20 protein-coding genes, 1 tRNA gene and 1 pseudogene are annotated in these 17,164 nt (G+C 35.7%); 8 read left to right on the forward strand and 14 right to left on the reverse strand.

Annotated features, from left to right (window positions below; translation table 11 throughout):
• Positions 1-32: 32 nt before the first annotated feature.
• From Q7J63_RS14505 to scpB, 3 genes are all read left to right on the forward strand, one after another.
• Entirely contained in the window at positions 33-188 is a 156-nt protein-coding gene (locus Q7J63_RS14505) for a hypothetical protein (RefSeq protein WP_019596701.1), read from the forward strand.
• A gap of 110 nt (positions 189-298) precedes the next feature.
• Positions 299-682, forward strand: a complete 384-nt coding sequence (locus Q7J63_RS14510; RefSeq protein WP_019596702.1) for a TraR/DksA C4-type zinc finger protein — start codon at positions 299-301, stop codon at positions 680-682.
• A complete protein-coding gene (scpB, locus tag Q7J63_RS14515; RefSeq protein WP_026333498.1) occupies positions 683-1,243 on the forward strand; it encodes an SMC-Scp complex subunit ScpB in 561 nt (186 codons plus the stop codon).
• On the opposite strand, the gene Q7J63_RS14520 is transcribed toward scpB, so the two are convergent.
• The 4 genes from Q7J63_RS14520 to era form a co-directional block, all read right to left on the reverse strand.
• Positions 1,244-1,870 (reverse strand): transcription elongation protein SprT, encoded by a 627-nt coding sequence (locus Q7J63_RS14520; RefSeq protein ID WP_304887137.1) that lies wholly within the window; start codon positions 1,868-1,870, stop codon positions 1,244-1,246.
• An 80-nt stretch (positions 1,871-1,950) separates the two neighbouring features.
• A complete protein-coding gene (locus Q7J63_RS14525) occupies positions 1,951-2,142 on the reverse strand; it encodes a hypothetical protein (RefSeq protein WP_019596705.1) in 192 nt (63 codons plus the stop codon).
• 80 nt (positions 2,143-2,222) lie between these two features.
• Positions 2,223-3,536 (reverse strand): ribosome biogenesis GTPase Der, encoded by a 1,314-nt coding sequence (der, locus tag Q7J63_RS14530; RefSeq protein WP_019596706.1) that lies wholly within the window; start codon positions 3,534-3,536, stop codon positions 2,223-2,225.
• A 12-nt stretch (positions 3,537-3,548) separates the two neighbouring features.
• Positions 3,549-4,439, reverse strand: coding sequence for a GTPase Era (gene era, locus Q7J63_RS14535; protein WP_019596707.1), 891 nt, complete (start codon positions 4,437-4,439; stop codon positions 3,549-3,551).
• Between the two features lie 141 nt (positions 4,440-4,580).
• Here era and Q7J63_RS14540 point away from each other — a divergent pair.
• Positions 4,581-4,653 (forward strand) — tRNA-Met (locus Q7J63_RS14540).
• 101 nt (positions 4,654-4,754) lie between these two features.
• Here Q7J63_RS14540 and Q7J63_RS14545 read toward each other — a convergent pair.
• The 3 genes from Q7J63_RS14545 to Q7J63_RS14555 all read right to left on the reverse strand — a co-directional run bounded on the left by Q7J63_RS14545 (position 4,755) and on the right by Q7J63_RS14555 (position 6,198).
• Positions 4,755-5,522: a hypothetical protein gene (locus tag Q7J63_RS14545; protein ID WP_304887140.1), complete on the reverse strand. Its 768-nt coding sequence runs from the start codon at positions 5,520-5,522 to the stop codon at positions 4,755-4,757.
• Between the two features lies 1 nt (position 5,523).
• On the reverse strand, positions 5,524-5,724 hold the full coding sequence (locus tag Q7J63_RS14550) for a hypothetical protein (protein ID WP_304887142.1): 201 nt from the start codon (positions 5,722-5,724) through the stop codon (positions 5,524-5,526).
• A gap of 189 nt (positions 5,725-5,913) precedes the next feature.
• On the reverse strand, positions 5,914-6,198 hold the full coding sequence (locus Q7J63_RS14555) for a hypothetical protein (RefSeq protein ID WP_304887143.1): 285 nt from the start codon (positions 6,196-6,198) through the stop codon (positions 5,914-5,916).
• A 402-nt stretch (positions 6,199-6,600) separates the two neighbouring features.
• Here Q7J63_RS14555 and Q7J63_RS14560 point away from each other — a divergent pair, with 402 nt between their 5' ends.
• Entirely contained in the window at positions 6,601-7,332 is a 732-nt protein-coding gene (locus Q7J63_RS14560) for a fibrobacter succinogenes major paralogous domain-containing protein (protein WP_304887145.1), read from the forward strand.
• Between the two features lie 180 nt (positions 7,333-7,512).
• Here the strand turns inward: Q7J63_RS14560 and Q7J63_RS14565 are convergent, their stop codons facing one another.
• From Q7J63_RS14565 to Q7J63_RS14580, 4 genes are all read right to left on the reverse strand, one after another.
• On the reverse strand, positions 7,513-8,574 hold the full coding sequence (locus Q7J63_RS14565; protein WP_304887147.1) for a hypothetical protein: 1,062 nt from the start codon (positions 8,572-8,574) through the stop codon (positions 7,513-7,515).
• Between the two features lie 533 nt (positions 8,575-9,107).
• Entirely contained in the window at positions 9,108-9,398 is a 291-nt protein-coding gene (locus Q7J63_RS14570; RefSeq protein ID WP_304887149.1) for a helix-turn-helix domain-containing protein, read from the reverse strand.
• Between the two features lie 74 nt (positions 9,399-9,472).
• Positions 9,473-10,246: a hypothetical protein gene (locus Q7J63_RS14575; RefSeq protein ID WP_304887151.1), complete on the reverse strand. Its 774-nt coding sequence runs from the start codon at positions 10,244-10,246 to the stop codon at positions 9,473-9,475.
• A 1-nt stretch (position 10,247) separates the two neighbouring features.
• Positions 10,248-11,588, reverse strand: a complete 1,341-nt coding sequence (locus Q7J63_RS14580) for a site-specific integrase (protein WP_304887153.1) — start codon at positions 11,586-11,588, stop codon at positions 10,248-10,250.
• Between the two features lie 780 nt (positions 11,589-12,368).
• Here Q7J63_RS14580 and Q7J63_RS14585 point away from each other — a divergent pair.
• On the forward strand, positions 12,369-12,599 hold the full coding sequence (locus Q7J63_RS14585; RefSeq protein ID WP_019596709.1) for a hypothetical protein: 231 nt from the start codon (positions 12,369-12,371) through the stop codon (positions 12,597-12,599).
• A 255-nt stretch (positions 12,600-12,854) separates the two neighbouring features.
• Here the strand turns inward: Q7J63_RS14585 and Q7J63_RS14590 are convergent.
• Positions 12,855-13,087 (reverse strand): annotated as a pseudogene (locus Q7J63_RS14590) (IS1595 family transposase); the annotation flags it as partial.
• A 101-nt stretch (positions 13,088-13,188) separates the two neighbouring features.
• Between Q7J63_RS14590 and Q7J63_RS14595 the strand changes: the two are divergent.
• Together Q7J63_RS14595 and Q7J63_RS14600 are read left to right on the forward strand one after the other, a co-directional pair.
• On the forward strand, positions 13,189-13,545 hold the full coding sequence (locus tag Q7J63_RS14595; RefSeq protein WP_304887155.1) for a hypothetical protein: 357 nt from the start codon (positions 13,189-13,191) through the stop codon (positions 13,543-13,545).
• Positions 13,546-13,557: 12 nt separating this feature from the next.
• Positions 13,558-16,116 carry a PKD domain-containing protein gene (locus tag Q7J63_RS14600; RefSeq protein ID WP_304887157.1) on the forward strand — a complete coding sequence of 853 codons (2,559 nt, stop codon included), beginning with the start codon at positions 13,558-13,560 and terminating at the stop codon, positions 16,114-16,116.
• Positions 16,117-16,160: 44 nt separating this feature from the next.
• Here Q7J63_RS14600 and Q7J63_RS14605 read toward each other — a convergent pair whose 3' ends face one another.
• Together Q7J63_RS14605 and Q7J63_RS14610 are read right to left on the reverse strand one after the other, a co-directional pair.
• Entirely contained in the window at positions 16,161-16,373 is a 213-nt protein-coding gene (locus Q7J63_RS14605) for a helix-turn-helix transcriptional regulator (protein ID WP_304887159.1), read from the reverse strand.
• Between the two features lie 3 nt (positions 16,374-16,376).
• A complete protein-coding gene (locus tag Q7J63_RS14610) occupies positions 16,377-17,132 on the reverse strand; it encodes a DUF2975 domain-containing protein (RefSeq protein ID WP_304887161.1) in 756 nt (251 codons plus the stop codon).
• Between the last annotated feature and the right edge of the window lie 32 nt (positions 17,133-17,164).

The raw sequence follows: 17,164 nt of genomic DNA on the forward strand, positions 1-17,164 counted from the left end.
AGAAAGTGAAAATCAATTAAACCAAAGCCCTTATGGAAAATGACCTAATCACCCAAACATTAAAGACCTATTTCCTAAAAAAGGGCAAGAATCTAAAAGTTATCCAGCGCTACCTGAGAATAAAGTACAATTTGGCGATGGATGAAAAGCTACTGCAGAAGAGGTTGCAAAATCTCTCTATAAATTAAAAAGCCGTCGAAAGACGGTTTTTTTTTTATTTCAAATTGCTTGGTGTATTTTAGAGGACTTTTTGATTGAGATCTAAAGATCAAAAAAACACTTCTTTAACGACAAAGATATGAACCAGGTAGAAAAAACAGCTTACGCTCCAGAAGAGCTTAAGGAATTCGAAGAACTTATTTTGGGAAAATTGGCAATAGCCAAAGAAGAACTGGTCTCTCTAAAAGAAACCTTGAGCAAAAAAAACGATACCGGAACTGATTTCACTTCATCAACATCAAAATTGCTGGAAGATGGAGCAGACACTTTGGAAAGGGAAAGCTTGAGTCAACTTGCTGCTAGGCAACAAAAATTCATCACCAATCTCGAAAATGCCCTTGTCCGTATTAAAAATGCAACATACGGGGTTTGTGTGGATACAGGGAAGTTGATTCCCAAGGAAAGGTTAAGGGCCGTTCCGCACACCATGCATTCAATTGAAGCCAAGCTCGCGAAAAAATAAGTGGATTTTCTTCCCAAGCATATTGAAGCTTTGATATTTTGTTCACCATCTCCGTTAGGCATTGAGGAGATTCAAAAGTGTCTAACGGAAATGTTTGAAAGTGAAGTCCCGAATGAGCACATCAAAGCAGCTATTTTGACTTTGCGCAACAAGTACCAAGAGGATGATTTTTCGTTTTCCTTGGAGCATTTAGGTGGTGGGTATCAATTTTTGACCAAGCCGGCCTACAAAGCCAGCATTTCCATATTGCTCAAACAACAATCGCACAAAAGACTCTCCACGGCTCAAATGGAGACACTTTCCATTATTGCCTACAAACAACCGGTTACCAAATCCGAAATTGAACAGATTCGCGGCGTGAATTGTGATTATTCTGTCCAGAAATTATTGGAGAAGGAATTGGTTGCGATCAAAGGAAAATCGGAAGGGGTGGGCAGGCCTATGCTTTATGGAACAAGTGATAAATTCATGGAATATTTTGGCATCAATGCATTGAAGGATCTGCCTCAGCCCAAGGATTTTTCTCAGGAAGAAAACCAGATCGGAGAGGAGAAAGAGTAGTTATGCCTCAATTTTTCTGACCTCTGCATGTGCGGAGATGAGGTATTTTTTTCCGGAGGGAATTTCAATGCAAAGAACCCTTGTTCTTCGTACAGTTTCCTTTTGGAATTTCCGTCCTTTCAATTCAAAAATTGACCCCAGTTTTATATCATTCAATAGTGAATGTCCCGGTTCCTGGTTTTGGAGATTGTATTTCTTGATTTCCCTATTTAAAAAGAGATCTGCTCCTGTACTTGCTTTCGGATTGAGCATGTGTCTTTTGAGAGGGATGAGGATGTCTTTGGGGAAGACCAAATCTGACAGCATAGGCGAAATGATTTCCTGAAAAGTTTTTTTCCATTCCAACCCGTGTGGCTTGATCGCAATGCCATAATTCTTGAATGCCCGATGGTGTGCAACCTCATGGATGTAGGTGATCAGGAATTGAAAGGCATTGAGGTCTGAATTGATTGTGATGGTCTGGATGGGTCTATCCTTCCTATACCTAAAATCACCCAACTTGGTGCTTCTGCTCTTGGTGATCAAAAAATTGAAAGGGTCCTCGTTCCAAAGATCCCAGCAATATTGAACGGAATTCTCGGGAAGATGAAGGTTCAGGGAATTGAAGATTTTTTGGGCAGTACTCATCCACTCAAAGATAAATAGGATTGATCAAAAAAAAACCCCGCAGATGCGGGGTTTTTTAATTTTTTTTGAAGAGTGAGGAATTAACCTTCAACTACAACTTCAACATTTTCAGTTGAATCTTCAAGTACTTCTTCAGTAGCTTCTTCAATAACTTCAGGAGTTTCTTCAATGACTACTTCAACTTCAGTAGTCTCTTCTGAAACTTCTTTGTTTCCGCAAGATGCAGTGAACAACATACCAGCTACAGCGAATAATGCAAATACCTTTTTCATGTTTTTTTGTTTGTTTCTTAATTCAAGGATGCAAATTTACGACCATTCATGTAACTATCAAGCAATCGATCAAATATTTTTTATTTCTTTTTGTAAGTCACCTTGATTGGAACGCCCTCAAAATCAAAGTTTTCCCTGATTCTGTTTTCCAAATAACGTGTATAAGGCGCCTTGATGTATTGTGGAAGGTTACAGAAGAAAGCAATCACCGGATTTCTTGTCGGAAGTTGGGTGATGTATTTGATTTTGATATACTTCCCTTTCCAGGCTGGTGGAGGGTATCTTTCGATTTCCGCCAAGATGATGTCATTCAATTTCGACGTAGGGATTTTTCGGGTCTTGTTTTCATACACCTTTACAGCCAGTTCTATTGCCTGCAAAATCCTTTGTTTGTTGACCACCGAAGTGAAAATGATGGGTATCCATCTGTTTTCGCCAAGTTTTTCAAGCATGTCTTCCTTGAATTTGTCCATGGTTTTGTGATCCTTTTCGATCAAATCCCATTTGTTGACAACAATCATGATGCCTTTGTTATTTTTTATCCCCAAGGAGATCAAGTTACTGTCCTGTGCCTCAAGTCCTCGGGTGGCGTCGATCATGATGATCAGTACATCGGATTCTTCCAATGTTCTCAGCGAGCGCATGACGGAGTAAAACTCGATATCTTCATGTACTTTGGCTTTTTTCCTGATTCCTGCCGTATCGGTGATGATGAAATCCTGACCGAAGAGTTTGTATCTGGTGTGGATGGCATCACGGGTGGTTCCTGCTTCGTCGGTGACGATGGAGCGTTCTGTGCCCAAAAGGGTGTTGAGGAAAGAGGATTTACCCACGTTTGGCCTGCCGAGGATGGCGATTTTTGGCACTCCTGCATCTGGATCTTCGTCTCCTTCGTCGGGAAATTCCTTAATGACGGCATCCAAGAGGTCTCCTGTGCCACTTCCACTGACCGCTGCGATGGGGTACACTTCGTTGTCACCAAGTCCCAGGCTGTAGAATTCTGTAGCCATCAACAACCTTTCTGTATTGTCGGCCTTGTTGGCGACAATGAAAATAGGTTTTTTGGTCTTCCTGAGTACTTTGGCGAATTCCAAATCCAGTTCTGTCACTCCTTCGAAACAATCCACCACAAACAAAATCACGCTGGCCTCATCCAAGGCAAGTTTCACTTGTTTTCTGATTTCTGATTCAAATATATCTTCTGATCCGATGACATATCCACCGGTATCGATCACGGAGAAAAATTTTCCTCCCCACTGAGCATGCCCGTAATGGCGGTCTCTGGTGACACCGCTCATGTTGTCTTCGATGGCTTTTCGCTCCTCTACTAACCTATTGAAAAAGGTAGACTTCCCAACATTGGGTCTACCCACTATCGCTACTATATTTGCCATTCTGTTTTTATCTTATTGGTCGTAACCAAATTTTTTCAATTTCAATTTATTTTTTCTCCAGTCGTCTTCCACCTTCACGTAGGTTTCCAGGAAGATTTTCTTTCCGAAGAACTTTTCCATTTCAGCACGGGCTTGGATACCCACTCTTTTCAGTGCCTTTCCACCTTCACCGATGATGATGCCTTTTTGGCTTTCTCTCTCGACGTAGATAATGGCTCGGATCCGTATGATTTTCTCATCCTCATAAAAGTCCTCAATCGCCACTTCAGTGCTATAGGGGATTTCTTTTTTATAATTGTTGAAGATTTTCTCCCGGATGATTTCAGAAGCAAAGAAACGTTCCGGCTTGTCGGTAAGTTCGGCTTTGTCGTAAAATGGGGGATGGTCAGGAAGCCTGTCAAGGATTTCCTGGAGAATACGCTCTGTGTTAAAACTTTCTGTGGCCGAAATGGGGATTACCGTTTCGGCTTTTAATCTTTGGGTCCAGTAGGCAGTCACCTCTTCCAATTGATTTTCCTTGGAAAGATCAATTTTGTTGATGACCAGAAGTACAGGAGTACCGGATTGGTTGATCTTTTCAATTACGTCTTCTATTTCTTCTTCAGTTTCAAATAGATCGGTTACGAAAAGGATCACATCTGCATCCTCCAGGGAGATGTTGACAAAACTCATCATGCTTTTGTGAAGCTCGTACTTGGGCTTCAGCATTCCGGGGGTATCGGAAAAAACAATCTGATAGTTGTCGTCATTGATCAGGCCCATGATCCTGTGACGGGTCGTTTGTGCCTTGGAGGAGATGATCGAAAGTCTTTCACCTATAAGCACATTCATGAGCGTGGATTTGCCTACATTGGGTTTTCCGATGATATTGACAAAGCCAGCTTTGTGTGTGATTTCAGTCATGACAATAATTTTTTTTTGCAAAGGTACTTGATTTTATAGAATATCTATTTACCTTTGTATCACAATAAAGGACAAGGCGTCAAAAAATGATTTGAAGCCCCTTTAATTTTCATATCGATACCAATAATTACAAAGATATATCGCGGGATGGAGCAGTTGGTAGCTCGTCGGGCTCATAACCCGAAGGTCACAGGTTCGAGTCCTGTTCCCGCTACAAGAAACCCCTTATACTAATTGTATTTGGGGTTTTTCTTTTTTGGGGGACACTTTGGGGGACACTTTGAGCTAGCCAAATACTTAGGTGAATAAATTTTTTCATCCCATAGGGTTAAGCCTTGAATTAATTAATTCCCATGCCTCTTCTGAATTATAGATCATTCCTTTCATAAAAAGTGGTTTACAATGTGAAATGAATTTAGATTTCATATCATCCACATCTAGGTTTATTTTTTCTTCAATCAAACTCAAATGGCCTAAATCGACATCCAAAATATGAGAGAGTTGAAGATCAAATTGTTTATTAAGATTATCATCACATCCATTTAATTCTAAGAATAAGGACTCAAAAACTAAAAAAAGCCCTTTTTCTATTCTGTTTTCTTTTTTTAAAAAAATAACCATCATTCTTCTAAGTAAACTGTATTTGCCAAATTTCCTTTTAGAAAATAATTCAATGGAAACTTTATTTAATTCTCCCCAAAAAATATCCTGTATTTTTAGCTTTCTTTCCTTAGAAAGATTTTCCACATTTTTAAAGTCAATATTGAAATACTCGCATTCTTTTTGAATCCATTTTATCAAATTGATTTCTTCTTCAATCAGTTTAAACTTTTTAAATTCTTCACCCTTTAATAACACCCTCTCTTTGGTTGATTCTATGTATTCCCTGAAAATCTCATTTGAACAATTTTTACATTTCCTTTTTCTTTTTATTTCCTCAGGGTATTGAAATTGGCAATGGGGACAAGTATTATTTTTATAGTACTCAATGTTTTTTTCGAATGTCCGGATTAACTCATTTTCAATCTTAGGGACTGTTACAATCGGTGCTTCGGTGAATAATCCTCTTAAAAATTTAAACATATCATTTCCTTTTTTTTAAAATATATGGCTCGATCCCGTACTTTCTTAATGCCTCCAAATGTTTTTCTGATTCGTTTTTCTCATCCAAAACGATAAAACCAACTATTCCAAACTTCAATAACATTCGAGCATGATCTAAATTGATGTTCTTTTCCTCTAAAGATTTTAGAATTGAAATTTTGTTTCCTTTTGTATGTTCCATTAACGATTATTTGAAGGTAAGACGAATAAAATTTTAGAAACTTTTCTCAATGCCTCTAAATAGATTTGTGTTTTTTGGGATCCATCTTGAATTACCACGGACGTAACCCCTTTATCCAGTAGGGTTTTTGCCTCCACTTTATTAATCATCGAATGTTTTAAACCGATTAGAACGGCTTTCTTTGTCTCTTTATTCATTTATTAACCTGTCAATCAATATTTGTAACTGATCCTCTGTAAGGCTCTCTAAATTGACCGTATGGTTCAAAGTGGAGGTTTGAAGTTTTGGAACCAAATAAGGCAACAAATCAGAAATGAATTTTAACCTTTCCTTTGGTTCTAAATCGTCAAGGTCTGATTGAATCGTTTCAAAATTATCATCAAATAGATTTTGGATCCGATCACGCAACGCTAAAGGATATTTATTTTTTGATCCCTTTGGTCTGCCTGCATTCCCTTTTTCAAATTTTCCCATAATTGCCGTATTGTTTCCGTAATTTACGAATTTAACGCCTAATTACTTCTTATTAATCCGATTTAGGATGATTGGACTATTTGCAGATAAGTATTATTATAATTCTTTTTATAGTGTAAGAAAATTCTTGGTGATTTCCTCTTTTTCCTTTTCATCTTCTTTTTTGGAAGGATCCTGAAGGATTGAATTATTTTAAAAGGTTCAATTAGTCGAATTCGACTAAAATTTAATTATTCAAATCCTGAAAGTTGTATGGGAGATAAGGTGAAACTTATCAATTAAATAAAATTTTTTAGAATAATTGAAGTAAGATTCAACATGATTTTTTGAAAAGATATTTGATTGTGTCTAAAGTTTTTGCTAATTGGTCTAAATTTTATTTTTAAATTAATATTAAAAAAAATGTACTCAATTTCCATCAAAGAATTTTTAATGATCTCCTCAGTTTTTTTTATGCTTTCATGTGGTGATAGGGCTACTGAAACACCAAAAATTCCAATTATTGAAGATCATCTAAAAAGTGGTTTAACGTATGGTGAAATTTCTGATGGTGATGGAAATTTATATAAAACTATACAGATTGGCAATGTTTTTTGGATGGTTGAAAATTTAAAAACCACTAAATTTTGTAATGGGGATTTAATTTCCAATATAAATGATTCTCAAAAATGGTCAGAAAATGTAGTGTTAAATAATCCTGCTTGGGTTTATTATAATAATAATCCTGATTTAAATAAACCACATGGTAAATTATATAATTGGTTTGCTTTTAATGATTCTAGAAATATTTGTCCGTGTGGATGGAAAATACCATCAATTGAGGATTGGAATTTAATGATTAACAATTTAGGAAGTGGGGCAGGAGGTAAAATGAAATCTATCGGAAATCAATTTTGGGATACTCCGAATACAGGTGCTACAAATGATAGCGGGTTTTCTGGATTATCAAGTGGAACAAGGTTTACTGATGGTCAATTTGTTTTATTTGGATCTGTTGGGGGCTGGTGGTCTAGTACCTCTATCAATCCAAGAGTAAGTGAGGTTGTAACGTTAACCCATGATAGCGGGAATGTTGGAGATGGAGGCGCTGAGAAGGCTCAGGGATTATCTATAAGATGTATTAAAACTAATTAGATTTGTAGGTAGTCATATTTGTTAATATCTACTCAAAGTTCTAAACACCCCTTTTTATGGATTCCGAAAATTCAGAATAAACCAATTAGGTTATTAGATTTTATGACTCCACTTTCAGGTGGTGCAATCTTGCATTAACCAAGAATGCTTTAATTTTTTTTAAACCTTAAATTCAAAAATTTAGAATCCTCTAAATGATTGTGCTCCTATTTGATGTTTGGGTTTAATTGGTGGTATTGGATTTCCAGCCTTTATCCAATTTAGAAAATGGCTTTTAGCATTTTTTGGATCTGTTTTGAAATCTTCTTTAATTATGCAATTAATTTTAAAAGTCTGCAAATGTTCAGCAACTTCATTTAGGTCTTTGCATTTGAATTGGCTTCTAATAAGCTCCAACCATTTTATTTCATGGAAAAGGAGATTGAAAATCTCTAAATGGGTTTTTTCTTTTTCATTATAATTTATTTCTTTTATATTTAATTCTGGGTTAAAAGTGATTTTATCCTTTTCGCTAATTGTCAGGAAAATCTTTCTTTTTAAATAGCCTTTAAAAACACTTTCAATGTCCTCCAATGTTGTAAATTGTTTTTTAATATTTCCATTTGTCCAATGTTTTAATATTAATTCAAAATCCCATCCTTCAGTTGGTGATGTTTCCCAATGGTGTTTAAGTTTATCGTAAACAATTGAATCTTTAATTGCATCAAATAGGTCTTTCCAATTTTCAAAGATTACATTTAAAGGGGAGTCTTTTTTTTCTAAAAAATCTTTTATGATATTATTATTTATAGTATTTATAATGATACTATTATGAGGGTAATAATTTACTTCCGTAGATGGTAATAATTTACTTTCAGTAGGGTAAAAATCAACCTCCTTCTGTGGTAATTCTTTACCTTCTTGGGGTGATTTAAGAGGGTAATATTTTACCTTCTTATCCTCAATTAATGTTTGTGTTTTTTTTGATAGCAACTCAAATAATTTTTCTGATGGCTTAATAGTTCTTTTTCCTGGTTGACCTGGGTAATCTATGGCTATAAAATCTTCTTTTTTTAATTGCCTCAAATCCTTATTTATTGTGGATTCACTACAACCCCAAATTTTCGCTAAACCCTCATTGGTTTCAAAGCATCCCCTTTTTTTTGCCTCCCATCGGTTTAAAATATGCCCTATTAGATAGTATAGCTTTTTATCTGTTGGTAGATAAAAAATATTTTTTATGTAAATAGCTTTTTCTTCCATAATCAAAACAGGCTCTTTTGCGGTTCAGACATTGGATCTATGGCATAATAGAAATAAACCTCCATGCCTGTATATTCGCAAACATCTTGCTTTTCGATACCAATTAATCCAATGGTGTGCAAACTGTTAATTATACTTGTAAGTGAGGATGCCCGAAATCCTGTTTTTTCCTCCAACTGCCTCCGAGAAAAACATTCATCCTGAAATTTTAAAAGGAATGAATATACACATTGAATCTTTGTATAACGTGTTGGATCTCGCTGTACTGCCTCCCATGCCAAAGCTTGGGTAATGGTACTTTTTTTGCCCGGCTTCTTATACTTGGTTTGGAATTGATCAGACTTGTTTCTGTTGACCTTCATAAATTAACGGCCTCCACACCTGCAAAAAATAATATTTCAAAATTCTGACTGATTAAATACCCTAAATAATGGGTATATTTGAATTCTGCTTTTGATTGGATACTTAAGCGGGTTTTGGCATCAATTGGATTCCTTCTGATTGGTGCCACTTCTTTTATTGGTACCATCGGTTTAACATTTAACTGTTTTGACCAAATGAAGTGAGTCTTCTAACTCACTGTCTTTATACAAAACCCTACCTCCAATCAAATAAGATTTAATTACACCTCTTTTGCTCCAATCATTAAGGGTTACTAAGGAAATTTTAAGCTTGTCCGCTGCTTCTTTTCTGGTTCTAAGTATTTCGCTTTGGCGGGTTGATTCAGTGGTCCTTAATGATTTTACTGCTTCTCTGACTTCATTTCTAATTATCCCTGTAAACTCTTCATATGAGTAAGGAAATAGCATTATTGGCTGGTCCATAACTTTTGTTTTGATGTTATGGTGTAATATTAGAAAGATGAAAAGTGGGGAATGTTTGCGGTTTCCCCAACTTGTTAAAAAAGATTAATTGATATAAATATGGAAGGTTCCAACCCATGATTTTTTAGGGTTATATTAGCATTCTCAATCGCTTTGGTTGATTGAAAATCATTTTTTCCATTTTGTTTTTGTTTTAATGCTTGTCTTACTGCTTCGGGGTTTTCAATTTCAAAAAGTGAGGCTAATAATCTTGCTTTATCGTTGTGTGATGCCTTTCCAAAATAAGATTTATTTGAAAACCGTTCCTCAAGAAGTTTCAAAAAACCCAAATCTTCTAAAACACAAAGTTTGTGAGGTAGATTTTTAAGTTTCTCAGATTGTTCCTCAGATATAAATTCAAATTGAGTGGCATGTTCTTTTGCCCATTGAAAAATTTGTTTCTCACTAAGTGGTGGAATTGTACTAATTGATGCATTTTCAAATTCAGGATATTTTAACAAGTACCATTCATAGAATATTTTTTCCCAATCTGTTGGTACGATGGTGTTGTATTGCCTGAAAATATGTTTCAAACCTTTAACTGCTTTTTTAAATTCACCTTTGTGGTATTCCTTCCAATCATTATATCCCACCATGGTTTGAATAAATAGCTCATTGGAGTGTAAATCCGTAATTGCCTTTTTCAAATCATTTTCGACTATCCAAGTAACTAAAGTTTCTCTTATAATATTTAGTACTTCCTTATCAACTATTTCATTTAATTTTTCTTGCTTTTGTTCCTCTTGAGCATACTTTAAGAAATTTTTAAGTTTCTCAATTTCTTTTTCGCTAAAACTTATTTTTTTCATATCAAACTACTTTTAAAACTGACTTATTCCAATGTTCTAATAATTTATGTGCGTTTTCTTCTGGTGTCACTTTTATGTACAATAAAAAACTTTTTTCTGTTTTATGTCCAGTAATTTTCATTAAACTAATCGCAGGAAATCCACTTTTATAAACATTTGTTGCCATTGATCTACGGGCGGTGTGAGTGGTTATCAGTTCCCATTTTTGTTTTTTGGTGGAGGTTTGAAATCCTCCTTTTATCCCCTCTACATTTACAGGCTTTTTTAGGCTCTTAGCCAGCACTGCAATTTCTTTGAGGTAAAGATTCATCTTTTGGTTTGAAATTGCAGGGGGCAAGCTATTAGGGTATTTCCCGTTGTATTTTGCCATTATTTCCTTTACTGTTTCATGGATTGGAATAATGACTTTTTCGCCCGTCTTAAATGTAGTTATTCTCAAAAAATCCCTATCAATGTTTTCTTGTTGAATATTGGTAAAATCTGAAAATCTTAATCCCGTCCAACATCCCACGATAAACAAATCCCTGACTCGTTCCAAATGTGGTTTATGGCTTAATTCCAAAGTGTACAAATCGTTAATTTCATCCTCAGTTAAGTAAACTGAAAATCCTGCTACTTTGTGGGCTTTGAACTGTTTTGTCTGAAAGTACATGTTGTGGTTATATCCGTTCTCCGTGGCATAGGTCAAAAAGGTTTTAATTACTTGTATGTACTTTCCAACGTTGTTTAAAGAATAGCTTTTTTTGATGATCACCTTTTCCCCTTTGGCGTTTTTAGTGGATTCCTCTTTATTCAAATAAGCTACAAACTTGGTGTAAAAATTCTTGTCAATGGTTTCAAAAGTGAGGTTATACTTTTTTCCAAACTTATCCAAAGTTGAATAAACAGTATTGTATTTTTGAATGGATCTTTTATCAAACCTTTTTCCACTACTTGTAAGCCTAATACCTTCCTTTGAATCATCAATGAATCTTTTGAACAATCCTAAAAATGTCGGGGCGGTTTCAGTGGTGGAGGTATCCCCATTTTCATTTCTTTCTAATTCTCTATCTATAAAATTCTTGATTTCTTCCGGTGTGGGTAAACGGCCTAACTCATTTTCTAAATTCCCAATTGATTTTTTTGCCGCTTTTAAAATCGATCCAAGATTATTATTAAAAATTTTTGGCTCAAAAAAATCCTTAACCTGCCTTACTTCTTGTTCGGGTTCATTCCAAAATTTAGGATGAACTGTTTTCCCCGTTGGGTATTTAAAGCGGTTGCCGTTAAAACTAATGAATAAGATGATAGGGGTTTCGCCATCCTTATTTTTTTCTCTTAAGTAAAAATTGAATTTGGCCATTATTTCTGTCGTTTGATTGGATACCTAAAGATATAAAAAATATAATGGGGGACACTTTGGGGGACACTTTTCTTTTATCTAATCTTATTTTATTTATCCCTATTTAATTAGGTATTAAGATAAAACATTGATTGCTTGTATATTTAAACTCTGTTTGGTGAAATGAAAATAAGAGGTATTTAGCCCTGTTCCCGCTACTTTTAGAATCCGAACAATGTAAAAATTGTTCGGAGTTTTTTGTTTTTCAGGCATTTAGCACTATTTCGAATCTGTTTGATTCTGGTAAATTCGAATGGGTCTGTCCCCCAATTTCTCCCTTTTATTGTCCGCTTTGATTTTTCTAGGTGTTTTGAACCATGATAGATTTCAAAATCTCTGCTGTTTTGAATTCCAAGAGCAAGAAATCCTCCGAGGGAGAGGCAATTTATTTGTGCATTAATCGGAAAGGAAGGCACTACATCAATCTCAATCTGGAAAAGATTCTTTGGAAGGGCATTAGTCAATTGATTCTTACCGCAACGGTATATCCCATCTCATGGTCAGGGATAACAAAGCAATTTTCGTTGAGCTTGTAGCGAACTAAGGAGTACTCTCGTCTTATTACCTATAAAACATACTATGAAACCATTTTTGAACATTTCCATTTGGATCTTTGTGATTGGTTGCCTTTGCCGATGCACGGATCAGCAGCAAGAGTGTTTGGCTTATCAGGGAAAGATCCAATCTTACGCATGTGATGGATTTGTTATTAAAGTAACAAATCGTTCAGTGAATTCTTTTATGGAAAGCGGAGCAGGTAGGGTTGAAAATGTAATCGCTGCCAGGATACCTATAGGGAGTGCATTTTACGAATATTTTGGAGAGCCGATTGAGGAGCCAAAATTAGGTCAGAGTTTCTTCTTTGAGTTCAGAGAGTTACTTCCTGAAGAGAAGAATATTTGTACCACTATGACAGCTGAACCTTCCAGATCTGTTTTTATAACGGACTTTTCATTGGAATGCGGAGATTAAGTATTTATTAAAAAAACTCAACCTATATTCGAATATTTCTATCCTTTTCATTCTTTCTTCTGATTAATTTTTTTTACAACCCCTCAAGAAAAAGAGCTCTTACAGTGGGACGGAAAAATTAAACATAATTTTCAAACCTCAATTATCCAGTAAACCAACAACCAATTTGCCCCAAATCAAAAATTGAATAGCGAAAAGTAAAACTTTGGAATCGATTATTTTGGAATATGATTATCCGCAATCAGGCCAGTAAGTTTATATTGAAGAAATGATGAGCCTGTCAAAAAGCTTTTGACCGAAGTATCTTTTGTTCAGCTTATATCAAAACTTATCTAGATGTTTTATAAACATTCGTTCACTGATCATATGGTAGGTTTGCAGCTGTTTCTTTATTTTACTGAGGGCAATTTGTACCCATGTGAGGTTAAACTTGCCTTTGTCTGTTTTACATAGATTTCTCTGACATGGACATCAATACAATCGTTTAGATTTTGTAGGATAGTTTTGTTTCAAAAAAATAAGATATTCAGGACGAATTTAAGTTAGATTTTTATTAACTATGAGCTTGTGTTATTATTTCACCAACGCTATGCGAAAACTATTTGGAACGTTAATTTTCTTCTTTTTAACGTTTATTTTCTCCCAGGCCATTGCGCAAGTTCGAGTACCTTTTCAAGAAAGAGCTTCTCAAAATAATCAAAGCAGGAAAACCTTTGAAATTAAAGGAGACTTTGCTTTGATAGGCAATACCAATTTGACGCTTCAAAACTATGGAGACAACTTGATGAATGATAATCTTCTAATATATGTGGATGTAGATGGGGATTCAAATACAATTAATTCATCCTCAGCTACATTAAAATTTTCAAATGAAAATGGAGCAAATACTGATTGCTCTCAAGTTTTATTCGCAGGTATGTATTGGTCTGGAAGGGGGCCTACTTAGGATGAATTCGAAGTGTCAAAAGGATCCTTTATAAATAAAAAGCTGGATAGAAGGAAGGTAACATTAAAAGGACCAACAGGAATTACACAAACTTTTACAGCAAAAGCAAATGATATAAGGTACACTTACGGTTTGGATTTACCCAATGATTTGGGTCTTTTTGTTGGCTTTGTGGAAGTCACTGATTTCGTTAAAAATTCCGGTGAAGGAGAATATACTGTTGCTGATTTGGCAGCAATAGAAGGAACAAACTATCATTATGGAGGATGGTCAATGGTTGTGGTTTACGAGAATCCTTCGATGATTAACAGAAGTATTACCGTATTTGATGGTTATGCATTTGTTCGGGGAAGTGTAGTTGCGGATTATACAATTCCGATCTCAGGATTTTCTACAGTCGATTCAGGTCCGGTAAGAATGAAATTGGGAGTCGCTGCAGGCGAAGGCGATGTAGCTGCTTTTGGAGATTACTTTGAAATAGAAAAAGAAGAAGGCTCTGGTAATTTTATAAGACTTTCTCATTCTGGGAATTCAATTAATAATTTTTTCAATTCAAGTATTTCCACAGGTGGAAATCTAAGGAATCCGCAATTGAAAAATAATACGGGAATGGATATTTCCATTTTTGAAATTCCCAACGATAATAATGAAATTCTTAAGAATGGACAGACGGGCACTCGCTTTCGATATGGAACTGATGGGGACGCATATGTTATATATAATATCATTACAGCAGTAGAAGCGAATGAGCCCCTTGTTGAAGGTTACCATTATATTACCCCTGATGCTAATGGAGAAATACCGGAAATTAAGCCATTGGATGAAATAGAACTGGAGGTTGAGATTAGGAATCTGGGACAAATTTCAATAGAAAAGGCTCTTTTAGAATTGAATATTCCTAATGGACTTGAATTTGTTAGTGCAGAAACTGAATATTTTTTTTCAAATTCTTCCGGACAATTACCTGAATTCAGTAATGGGGTATTAAATTGGGAAATAGGTGATTTGCCGATACCAAATTCAAAGGATCAAATTCTTGGAAAAATCGCATATAAAGTAAAGGTGACCGGACAATGCAATCTCCTAGTGCAATCTTGCGGACTTCCATTTGTCCTAGATGGTAATATTGTGGGGATCAATAGCATTACAGGTACCTCAATGGCTACCGCACCATTAAAAATTGGAGAAGATGAAGGAGGATCCTGTCTTGAATCACCTATTTATGGCCCTGTTTTGTTGGATGTATTAGCGGGCGAATATTTGATTCAAGAATGCGGTTTTGATCAAGCCAATTCTTTGATTTCAATTTGCCAACCGGAAAGTAATTCTGTGGTGAACATTTCCAAACTTAATAGTTTATTTCCGGTTGGAACCAGATATTTCGATAGTTTCCCTGTTAGTGAGTCGACCATTGAATATGTAAATGAAATTCCATTCAATATAAGTCAAACCTATTTTGCAATTCCTTCCGATAACCCAAATTGTCCAAAAGAATTTGGCCTTCGGTCCGGGTTTTTCGATCTGGAGATAGAGATTGAAGAGGCAGGTTGTGGAGGAAGCATAACTGATCGATTGGTAACTTTCAATTCATTAAATCAAGATATTGCAGTTAGTTATGACTATTTGGATGGCAATGGATTTGTCCAAGACTACAGTAGATCGTTTCCAGTCGGTAAACACCAGGTAGTAGCGCAAAATTCTTTGGGGTGCAGTCAGGAACTTGAATTTGAAATTTTACCTCTGCAAAGTTTTACGGTAGATATTCAGAAAATTGGACAAAAAGGGATCTGCCCGGATTTCTCTGATTTTGCGCTGTCAATTGCTATAGATTCCGAAATTGAGGATACTTTTTACCTTACAATTGAAGGAACAACAGGTGAGGGAGAATCATTTAATTTCACTAATTCTAATTTATCCATCGGGACATTTGAGTTTAAAGAAATAGGTCCCGGGAACTACAATATTAGAGTTGAAAACACCGAAGGCTGTAGTCAATCTTCTAACTTAATTATTGAAAATGAGGATATAGCGTATTTGGAGGCGAATTTTGAATGGAAGAGTTCTAATATAAATCAAAGTGGATCGATAGAACCCAACGAAATAATTTTGTTTGAAAATCTATCAATTGGAAGCGGTCAGTTGGACTTCACTTGGGATTTTGGAAATGGCGTTATGAGTTCTGAATTTTCCCCTATCCACAGTTATACTGAGCCAGGAAATTATGAGATCATATTATCAGTGAATTCAAGTGATGGCTGCTTTAAAGAAATTAAAAAAATCATTGAGGTAGGAGGGCCGGCATTAAGAGTCCCTGATGCATTTGCTCCCGACAAAAATGGCAGTAATGATTATTTTTTTCCAGTATTCAGACAAATTGAATCGTTGAAATTATGGGTTTTTGACCGATGGGGAACTTTGATGTTTTATTCCGATTCGCTAACAGATAAAGGATGGGATGGAACAGTTAATGGGGTGAATTCTTCTCAAGGTATTTATGCGTATAAGGTGGAATATTGGGCCGTTGGTTCTCAGACGAAAGTGGTTTCAGGTTCATTCATGTTATTGAGGTAGGTCAAACGCTGAATTGTAGCGCTTAAATTATACTTCGTCAATCGTCATTCAAGGCATTCTCTAAACTCCAAAATATCCCCCGGCTGGCAGTCCAGCGCCTGACAGACCGCCTCCAGCGTGCTGAACCGAATGGCTTTGGCTTTGCCGGTCTTGAGAATGGAAAGGTTGGAGAGCGTGATATCTACTTTCTCAGAAAGCTCATTGAGGGACATTTTCCGCTTGGCCATCATGACATCTAAATTGACTATTATTGGCATGATTTAGATGGTTAAGGATTGTTCCTCTTTTAATTTGATTCCTTCACTGAAGGCTTGGGTGATCAGTAATAAGAAAAGTGAAGCAATCACGTAAGTCCAATTGAAATCCAAAGCAGAATCAATATTGATTGGAAATTCGCTAAAGCTATTGTTTAATTTCTTAAAGATATGCCATTGAGCTCCATAGTCAATCAAACTGTATCCAATAGCGATATAAGAAATAATCCGTATATATGTGATGTTAGCATGAACGAAGAAATGTCCTTTATCACAGTTTCTCAGGAATCTTATAGTTATAAAAATGGCAATTAATAGGATTGCTGCCGCCAAAAAGAAGTAAAACTTTCCAAATGTGATTGCAGCCTGAATACTTGAATATGAAATTGGAATATACAAATAGCTTTCTGAGTCTGGCATTGTGTAAAAATTTTCCTGTAGTAATACAGGGTAATCTACATCCTTTTCCGCGACTTGCGCTTCTGCAGAATTAGTTAGGAATTTCTTTTGAAGTTTTAAAAAATAGCTGTCTACTAATAACACGCCATTTTTGATTCGGAAATAGTACTCCACATTCAAGTTCATGGGCAGCTCGAACTTATTGGTAGTGCTTTTGGAAACCACACCCTCTAAACTTCCTTTTTCAGCTTCTTGAGCATCGAATTCAGTTTGAAAAAAAACCGCTCCCAAAATACTAAGGGCTATGATTGATGACACAAAACTGATATATGCAATCCAGAGTAATACTTTAGTTGTTTTCATAAAAAACTGTCTTTTTTTAATAATCGAAGTAG

The sequence above is a fragment of the Rhodonellum sp. genome, from assembly GCF_030656585.1.
Lineage (GTDB): Bacteria > Bacteroidota > Bacteroidia > Cytophagales > Cyclobacteriaceae > Rhodonellum > Rhodonellum psychrophilum.

Excerpts from the sequence above, each read along its gene's own strand:
- Q7J63_RS14575 (WP_304887151.1), bottom strand. The coding sequence starts at position 10,246 with ATGAAAAAAATAAGTTTTAGCGAAAAAGAAATTGAGAAACTTAAAAAT.
- Q7J63_RS14595 (WP_304887155.1), top strand. The coding sequence starts at position 13,189 with ATGCGAAAACTATTTGGAACGTTAATTTTCTTCTTTTTAACGTTTATT.
- Q7J63_RS14580 (WP_304887153.1), bottom strand. The coding sequence starts at position 11,588 with ATGGCCAAATTCAATTTTTACTTAAGAGAAAAAAATAAGGATGGCGAA.
- Q7J63_RS14555 (WP_304887143.1), bottom strand. The coding sequence starts at position 6,198 with ATGGGAAAATTTGAAAAAGGGAATGCAGGCAGACCAAAGGGATCAAAA.
- Q7J63_RS14570 (WP_304887149.1), bottom strand. The coding sequence starts at position 9,398 with ATGGACCAGCCAATAATGCTATTTCCTTACTCATATGAAGAGTTTACA.
- era (WP_019596707.1), bottom strand. The coding sequence starts at position 4,439 with ATGACTGAAATCACACACAAAGCTGGCTTTGTCAATATCATCGGAAAA.
- Q7J63_RS14560 (WP_304887145.1), top strand. The coding sequence starts at position 6,601 with ATGTACTCAATTTCCATCAAAGAATTTTTAATGATCTCCTCAGTTTTT.
- Q7J63_RS14525 (WP_019596705.1), bottom strand. The coding sequence starts at position 2,142 with ATGAAAAAGGTATTTGCATTATTCGCTGTAGCTGGTATGTTGTTCACT.
- Q7J63_RS14585 (WP_019596709.1), top strand. The coding sequence starts at position 12,369 with ATGGAAAGCGGAGCAGGTAGGGTTGAAAATGTAATCGCTGCCAGGATA.
- Q7J63_RS14605 (WP_304887159.1), bottom strand. The coding sequence starts at position 16,373 with ATGCCAATAATAGTCAATTTAGATGTCATGATGGCCAAGCGGAAAATG.
- Q7J63_RS14510 (WP_019596702.1), top strand. The coding sequence starts at position 299 with ATGAACCAGGTAGAAAAAACAGCTTACGCTCCAGAAGAGCTTAAGGAA.
- Q7J63_RS14550 (WP_304887142.1), bottom strand. The coding sequence starts at position 5,724 with ATGGAACATACAAAAGGAAACAAAATTTCAATTCTAAAATCTTTAGAG.
- Q7J63_RS14565 (WP_304887147.1), bottom strand. The coding sequence starts at position 8,574 with ATGGAAGAAAAAGCTATTTACATAAAAAATATTTTTTATCTACCAACA.
- Q7J63_RS14545 (WP_304887140.1), bottom strand. The coding sequence starts at position 5,522 with ATGTTTAAATTTTTAAGAGGATTATTCACCGAAGCACCGATTGTAACA.
- Q7J63_RS14610 (WP_304887161.1), bottom strand. The coding sequence starts at position 17,132 with ATGAAAACAACTAAAGTATTACTCTGGATTGCATATATCAGTTTTGTG.
- der (WP_019596706.1), bottom strand. The coding sequence starts at position 3,536 with ATGGCAAATATAGTAGCGATAGTGGGTAGACCCAATGTTGGGAAGTCT.
- Q7J63_RS14520 (WP_304887137.1), bottom strand. The coding sequence starts at position 1,870 with ATGAGTACTGCCCAAAAAATCTTCAATTCCCTGAACCTTCATCTTCCC.
- Q7J63_RS14505 (WP_019596701.1), top strand. The coding sequence starts at position 33 with ATGGAAAATGACCTAATCACCCAAACATTAAAGACCTATTTCCTAAAA.